This window comes from Anabaena sp. CS-542/02, from assembly GCF_028331085.1.
Taxonomy (GTDB): Bacteria; Cyanobacteriota; Cyanobacteriia; order Cyanobacteriales; family Nostocaceae; genus Anabaenopsis; species Anabaenopsis arnoldii.
In genome coordinates this window covers 1-6687 of sequence record NZ_JAQMTM010000141.1, presented here as the reverse complement: position 1 = coordinate 6687, position 6687 = coordinate 1, and the positions used below count along the sequence as shown (strand labels likewise).

At 44.7% G+C, this 6687-nt stretch carries 7 protein-coding genes and 3 tRNA genes; 5 read left to right on the top strand and 5 right to left on the bottom strand.

Annotated elements, in window-relative coordinates:
• Positions 1 to 141: 141 nt before the first annotated feature.
• Positions 142 to 213: transfer RNA gene (locus PN447_RS14840), tRNA-Gln, on the bottom strand.
• A 151-nt stretch (positions 214 to 364) separates the two neighbouring features.
• Between PN447_RS14840 and PN447_RS14835 the strand changes: the two genes are divergently transcribed.
• Both PN447_RS14835 and PN447_RS14830 read left to right on the top strand, forming a co-directional pair.
• Positions 365 to 448: transfer RNA gene (locus tag PN447_RS14835), tRNA-Leu, on the top strand.
• Between the two features lie 297 nt (positions 449 to 745).
• The gene (locus PN447_RS14830; RefSeq protein WP_271763803.1) at positions 746 to 964 is read left to right on the top strand and encodes a hypothetical protein; all 219 of its coding nucleotides are present in this window, start codon (positions 746 to 748) and stop codon (positions 962 to 964) included.
• Here the strand turns inward: PN447_RS14830 and PN447_RS14825 are convergent.
• Positions 933 to 1805, bottom strand: a complete 873-nt coding sequence (locus tag PN447_RS14825; protein WP_271763802.1) for a M48 family metallopeptidase — start codon at positions 1803 to 1805, stop codon at positions 933 to 935. The genes PN447_RS14830 and PN447_RS14825 overlap by 32 nt on opposite strands.
• A gap of 132 nt (positions 1806 to 1937) precedes the next feature.
• The gene (gene murA / locus PN447_RS14820) at positions 1938 to 3305 is read right to left on the bottom strand and encodes a UDP-N-acetylglucosamine 1-carboxyvinyltransferase (RefSeq protein ID WP_271763804.1); all 1368 of its coding nucleotides are present in this window, start codon (positions 3303 to 3305) and stop codon (positions 1938 to 1940) included.
• 272 nt (positions 3306 to 3577) lie between these two features.
• Here murA and PN447_RS14815 point away from each other — a divergent pair.
• Together PN447_RS14815 and PN447_RS14810 are read left to right on the top strand one after the other, a co-directional pair.
• Positions 3578 to 3659: transfer RNA gene (locus PN447_RS14815), tRNA-Leu, on the top strand.
• A gap of 62 nt (positions 3660 to 3721) precedes the next feature.
• The gene (locus PN447_RS14810) at positions 3722 to 4504 is read left to right on the top strand and encodes a TrmH family RNA methyltransferase (RefSeq protein ID WP_271763801.1); all 783 of its coding nucleotides are present in this window, start codon (positions 3722 to 3724) and stop codon (positions 4502 to 4504) included.
• A 28-nt stretch (positions 4505 to 4532) separates the two neighbouring features.
• Here PN447_RS14810 and PN447_RS14805 read toward each other — a convergent pair whose 3' ends face one another.
• Positions 4533 to 4952 carry a hypothetical protein gene (locus PN447_RS14805; protein WP_271763800.1) on the bottom strand — a complete coding sequence of 140 codons (420 nt, stop codon included), beginning with the start codon at positions 4950 to 4952 and terminating at the stop codon, positions 4533 to 4535.
• 105 nt (positions 4953 to 5057) lie between these two features.
• Positions 5058 to 5591, bottom strand: coding sequence for a bifunctional adenosylcobinamide kinase/adenosylcobinamide-phosphate guanylyltransferase (gene cobU, locus PN447_RS14800; RefSeq protein WP_271731681.1), 534 nt, complete (start codon positions 5589 to 5591; stop codon positions 5058 to 5060).
• Positions 5592 to 5678: 87 nt separating this feature from the next.
• Here cobU and PN447_RS14795 point away from each other — a divergent pair, with 87 nt between their 5' ends.
• The gene (locus PN447_RS14795; RefSeq protein ID WP_271763799.1) at positions 5679 to 6446 is read left to right on the top strand and encodes a hypothetical protein; all 768 of its coding nucleotides are present in this window, start codon (positions 5679 to 5681) and stop codon (positions 6444 to 6446) included.
• Positions 6447 to 6687 lie beyond the last annotated feature (241 nt).

The window sequence follows — 6687 nt, the reverse complement described above, 5'->3', positions numbered from 1 at the left end:
GGTGTGTTCGGTGTGTTCGGTGTGTTCGGTGTGTTCGGTGTGTTCGGTGTGTTCCCTAATATAAAAATTACCTGTTTAATACTTTCCAAACATCCTCTAACAATAAAAAAATAAGGAGCAGATTAATCTACTCCTTATTTACTGGGGCGCTAGGATTCGAACCTAGGGATGGCGGGACCAAAACCCGCTGCCTTACCACTTGGCTACGCCCCAATGATTCACACTATGACAATATAGCAGCCTAACCAGGGGTAATGTCAAGTACCTTGACGAGAAATTTCCGAAAATTTTCCCCCTCTAAATTTTTTTGATTTACCAGTTGCAAATTCAGTTAAATAGGATATAATAGTAAAGTTGAAACTAAGGGCGGGTGGCGAAACTGGTAGACGCACCACACTCAAAATGTGGCGGCCTTGCGGTCATAGGAGTTCGATTCTCCTCCTGCCCATTAATTACAAAGTCAGTTAAACAGATACAACTTCTAAAATTAGGAATTAGATCAACTATACGTAAAACATATGGGAGCTTGGTAATTAGTGTATCAAGTATTATTTTACCCCCACCCGTACCATTCCCTTCACAAGGGAATGGTATTTGATGTTTTTGCTTCCCCTAATCCCTAATCCCTAATCCCTAATCCCTGTTCCCCGTTCCCTAATCATCACTTTTCCAACATATTCTCAGCAATACAATATATGTTAGACTTGAGGTGTGTTGAAGGTTAACCCGAGCAAATAAGCAAGCAATGCAACTGAAAAGATGGGAATCTCCCCGCAGAGAAGGGAGAAACGATAAAGGTAGGGGCGGTTCTGCGAGAAAACGCCAACTGAAAAAGCAAAGACAAATGTTACGCCAAAAACTTAAACAAGCTGACAAAGCACCCAAAGGGGGAAGAGAAAAAATCTTCCCCCTTTTTTTGGTGTTGTCCTATCCTACCAATTGCGCCATCCTCCAGGTGATGTAACTTTACTGGTAGATTTTCCATGATTTTGCAATAAAGATTGATATTCTTGGCTGCTAGACCAACGGTCAATTTCTCTAGCTCTTAGAACTGGGACTGGATGAGTTAATTGGGATGTGCGAGTGGCTTTGACCATTTCCCCCATTTCGGTTTTACTAATGTCATCGTAAGCACGAGCTTGGGCGACAAAGGCATCTAAATTAAGTTGTGGTGCTAGGGTAGGGGAACCACCGGCTAACTTCATTAAGACTGACATCACAACTTTGGGGTCTTGGGTGGCGAGTAATGCAGCGCGATCGCAGGTAAACTCAGCACAGCGTACCCATTCTAATAATTGTGTTTGTATGGCTTGGGCGATAAAAGTACCCACATTGGGGACAATTGCAGCTGCTAAGACCAAGAGATTCACAGGTGTTAAATAAACGCTGTGGTCACACTTAAGATGTCCTAATTCATGGGCGATCACAGCCTGTATTTCCTGTGGGGTCAACAGTTCCACCAAAGAAGTATGGAGGACAATAAAAGGCTGCTTACCCCGCATAGCAAAAGTATAAGCATTAGGAGCCGGATGTTGGCGGATATATAACTGGGGAGGGTCTATATCCAAGATTTTGCAGGCTTCTAACAATAATTGGTATAAATCAGGCAATTGTTTTTCACCCACCAACACACTGGAGGCAATATTTTCCACATAAAAAACCTGTTCGGCGACCGGTCCGAGCCAATTTCGCACCATCATATCCAGACCTGGTATCTGCTTGAGAGATGTGGTGGCTTGTAGGTCTAATGGATGACGAAAGGAGTCAGCTTTTAAGCCGATGAGCGGAGTTTTGAACAAGGACATGATATAACAACCTGAAAAAACAGAAGATCAACAGCCTCCCACAGCTAGTATAACGAGTGCTGAGTCCTGAGTGCCAGTCCCCAGTCCCCAGTACCCATTCATTCATAGCCCCTGATCCCCGATTACCCCAATTTAAGCTGGGGGAGTACTGCTACTAGGAGTTAATTCCGGATCTTGTGGTACAGCAACCACGCGCAGTATTTTCGCCCCTAGTTGCTGTAATTTCAGATCAATTCGATCATAGCCGCGGTCAAGATGCTGTAATCCGTGAAATGTCGTTTCTCCTTCAGCTGCCAGCCCTGCTAAAACTAATGCTGCGGAGGCCCGTAAATCTGCGCCTATAACTGGTGCACCGGATAAAATCGGCACTCCCCGCACAAAGGCAGTATTACCCTTGACACGAATATCTGCTCCCAAGCGATTCAACTCAGACGCATGACCCAGCCGATTTTCAAACACCGATTCATTAATCAGGCTGTCACCCTCAGCCACACTCAGTAAAGCCATAAATGGCGCTTGCATATCCGTGGGAAAACCAGGATGGGGTAAAGTTTCAATATCCGTAGCTCTGAGGGTGGATGCGGGGAGGATACGTAAGCAGTCTGGTGCATCTTGCATGATCGTTAAACCCATTTTCCGCAATTTAGCAATTACTGGAATTAGGTGGTTTGGTAACACTGGAGACATACTAATTTCTGAACCAGTCATAGCTCCAGCTACTAAGAACGTTCCCGCCTCAATGCGATCGGGAATAATACTGTAGTCGATAGAATGTAACTTGGTCACACCCACTATTTTAATCTGACTACTGCCAGCACCCTGAATCTTAGCCCCCATACCGTTACAGAAATTAGCCAAATCCACGACTTCTGGCTCTCGTGCCGCGTTTTCAATAATGGTTTCCCCATCCGCGAGGGTGGCGGCCATCATTAAAGTTTCCGTAGCTCCGACACTGGGGCTATCTAGGTAAATTTTAGCCCCTTTTAACCTACCACCACTCCCTGGAACATAAGCATGACAAATGCCATGTTCAATCCGCACTTGAGCCCCCATGGACTCGAGTCCGCGCACATGTAAATCCACTGGTCTAGCTCCAATGGCACAACCACCTGGTAATGGCATTTGTGCTACCCCCAGCCGAGCCACAATCGCCCCAATGGCAAAGAAACTGGCCCTTAATTGGGTAACTAATTCGTAAGGAGCTGTTGATGTGGTAATTTCCCTGGCATTGATATCTAAAATGTCACCTTCTCTGGTGAGGCGAACACCTAAAGCTGACAAAACCTCACTCATTCTTTCTACATCCGCCAGTAATGGAACATTGCGGATGCGACAATCGCCTGAACACAGCAAAGATCCAGCCATAATCACTAGTGCGGAATTTTTAGCTCCACTGATTTTCACATGGCCTCGTAAAGGATGCCTACCCCGTATTTGCAAGACTGAGGAGTCTGCTTCCTGAGAAATCTTGGCATCTGGTAAGCTGCTAGAAGGATTAATAAGCCTACCTCCAAAAACAATACGTAATTTTATAGGTTAGAAGTTGGTTTTGATTCTACAGTAAAGAGTTAATTTGTCTACATTTTCTTAGACATCTTGTATTAATAAATTTGAATTCACAGGTTCCTTAAGGTCTATAAACATTCTGGAGTAAGCTTTGTGAGGTGGTCAGAGTTACCCCAGTCTAGGTTAAAAGAATAATTTAGGGATGGTACTTGACAAAAATAAATATTTAAGTGACAATGATGAATCGTTGATCAAAATGAATGCCAGCGGAACTGGCGGAATTGGCAGACGCGCTAGATTCAGGTTCTAGTGCCGCAAGGCTTCCGGGTTCAAGTCCCGGGTTCCGCATAAGTGTTTGATTGTGAAATTCTTTTGAGATTGGACTAATCCAAAATCAAAACTATCTAATTGTGTTAACTAGTCTCCAAAACCCTTTAGTCAAGCAAATCCGCAAGCTGCACTCTACGAAAGAGCGTCATAAGCAAGAATTATGTTTACTGGAAGGAACACACCTGTTGCAGGAGGCTTGCCAGGTGAATTACCCACTAGTAACAGTCTGTTGCACGCCAGAATGGCAAATGTCCCACCCGGTAATCTGGGAAGCAGCTTGTAGCCACAGTGAAAGGGTAGAAATCGTTAGTAAAGAAATTTTAGAGGCGATCGCTACCACCGTGCAACCAGATGGTGTAATTGCCACAGCAAAACGGCGGATTAATCAAACTCAAGTGCCGTTTACTGGTTTAGTCCTCGCCCTGGAAACTATTCAAGATCCAGGTAATCTAGGGACAATAATTCGCACGGTTGCGGCCACTGGCGCTAGGGGGTTATGGCTGAGTAGTGATAGTGTAGATGTAGACAGCCCCAAAGTTTTACGTGCGTCTGCAGGACAGTGGTTTCGCGTCAACACAGCAGTAACTGAAGATTTGCAAGGGACAGTCAAACAAAGTCAGCAAGCCGGAATGCAGGTAGTAGCAACTCTACCCACAGCAAATTTAACCTACTGGGATGTAGACTGGCGAAAACCGAGTTTAATTTTACTGGGGAATGAAGGGGCTGGGTTGTCGCCAGATTTAGCTGCAATGGCAGACCAGCAGGTGAAAATACCCCTGAGTCCAGGAGTAGAGTCTTTGAATGTGGCGATCGCAGCCGCTTTAATGTTATACGAGGTGCAACGGCAAAAAACCTACCAATAATCTACCAATAATTTAGAGGGGTGACCTTTCAGCGGTAATTACTCTCAATGCGATTACGAATTGACATTAAATGTGATTGGGTATTAACGGGGGTGCGGGGCGCTGGTAATTCACTGTTAGGCCAAGTAGGTAAATCATTGCAAGGACATAACAAAGCCGGCATTCCTAAGTTACGCTTGGGTATTGGCATCTGACAACGGCCACAAGGTAAAAGTTCCCAAGCTGGTGTTAGGAGTTCGCTAATGGTTTCATAAGTGCCCTCAAGGTAACATTCGCCAGTTGTCTGAGAGATAATTTTTTGCCAACATTCTTCAAATTCCTCACTGTAGCCATCACCCTTAAGCACAGGTACGGGCAAAAAACTTGCCTGACCGTTGCCCGTTAACACCTTCTTACCCAACTGAAACCAGTAGGCAAGATACTCTCTTACTTCTTTTTGAGTTGCCATAGGATGATCTTAAATTTTTACAGGGGATTTTTGAAGGGGGAATGTTTAATTTCAAATTAAGATTTTAGTAGTGGTACAGTAACTGACACAGACCGAAGGAGATGGTCATAATGGTGTACCCAAAAGGCTGAGATTGAGAACATGACCACCCGTAACTAAATAAACAGGTTCACAAACAGCACCTAACTGGCGGACAAGAGAACCCAAGCGATCGCGAAACTGGCGACCAAGAGGGTAAGCTGGAACCACACCCCAACCGGTTTCCTCCGCCACAAATATAATATTTGCAGCTACCAGTGGCAGTGTTGCCAATAACTCTGTTAGAGTGTTTCTCCAAGTATCTTCATCTTGTTCGAGAAGATTAGCGACCCAAGTACCCAAAGAATCAATCAAAAGGCAGGTATTTGGCTGGGCATCTGCTAGAGTAGTCGATAATTCTACAGGTACCAAAAGCGTTACCCAATGTGATGGACGACGTTTTTGGTGTTCTTGAAGACGCTGTTGCCATTCTGTATCCTCTGGGTTTTCAGTGGCTGTGGCGACGTAAACCACCGGTTTACCAGACTTTATAGCCAGAGTTTCCGCCCATTCACTTTTACCAGACCTTGCTGGTCCTGTAACTAAGATGACTTTGCCCAAAACTGTATCCTAATATAACGGTTATCCCAACGACTGCATTCTGAACTCTTCCAAACTACTGGAAACATGACATTTCAGGATATTTTTATGAAAACAGGTTTAAAACGTATTGAAGCCACTTTACATGATTTAGGCAATCGCAGTACTACAACCACCCCAGCGGGTGATTCGTTAAAGTCGTCTTTCTCCTTTAGGATTAGCACCGGGGGGGCGGAATCTACCTCACGTAAAAAAGACACCGACGAACTAGGCGCAGTATCCCCTAGTGAGCATTCGGGCGTTGAGAATTTAGTTGGACAACATCACTGTGTGCAGACCTTTCCCGCCCATCAGATGGGTGGCAAAACCCCCAACTTACCCAAATTTAAACATCCTAGCTTTAGTAGTCATCGCCACGGCGCTAATCCGGCATTAGCCACGAATATACTGCAAGACATAGGGCAACATATCACTGGTTGGCAAACAGAACTACAAACAATAATAGAACAGATTCAAAAGATTTACTTAGAAGGACCGATTATTAATGGCTGGTTAGAATCCCATGTCAAAGAACCAGAACCGGGAGGAACTGCGACACTCCGCCATGGGGAAGTTGACCGCCTGATGGAATATGTAGAGGAGATTTGTAGAAATTCTGATCAATCCCCCCGCACTGGTTATAATCTTTGTGGTTTGGATGCTGCTGGTAAAGTTTGGTCACGTCCTTGTCCAGCAGATGAATTACCCATAGTGAGCGTGGCGATCGCCCGTTACCAAAAATTACGTCAACTTTTAGGGCGCAAACAATATCTAGAAACCCGCCTCAGTCAATTGGCGGAAAGTTTGATAGTTTTACACAGTAGTTTGCAAGATTGACAATCCCACGCCTAGAAGCACTTGCACTCAGAGGATGTTTTAAAAGGTATGATTAGTGTATCAAATATTGTTTTACCCCCACCCTCCCCATTCCCTTCACAAGGGAATGGGACTTGATTTTGTTTCTTCCGGTGTGTTCTCTAATCCCTAATCCCTAATCCCTGTTCCCTGTTCCCTGTTCCCTAAGATAAAAATTAACCTGATTGTTCTAAATATTGCTGATAACCCAACTGTTCTAGTT

Bases quoted from the DNA above. Each gene is read 5' to 3' on its own strand.
- PN447_RS14830 (WP_271763803.1), top strand. From the start codon at position 746: ATGCAACTGAAAAGATGGGAATCTCCCCGCAGAGAAGGGAGAAACGAT.
- PN447_RS14825 (WP_271763802.1), bottom strand. From the start codon at position 1,805: ATGTCCTTGTTCAAAACTCCGCTCATCGGCTTAAAAGCTGACTCCTTT.
- PN447_RS14805 (WP_271763800.1), bottom strand. From the start codon at position 4,952: ATGGCAACTCAAAAAGAAGTAAGAGAGTATCTTGCCTACTGGTTTCAG.
- PN447_RS14795 (WP_271763799.1), top strand. From the start codon at position 5,679: ATGAAAACAGGTTTAAAACGTATTGAAGCCACTTTACATGATTTAGGC.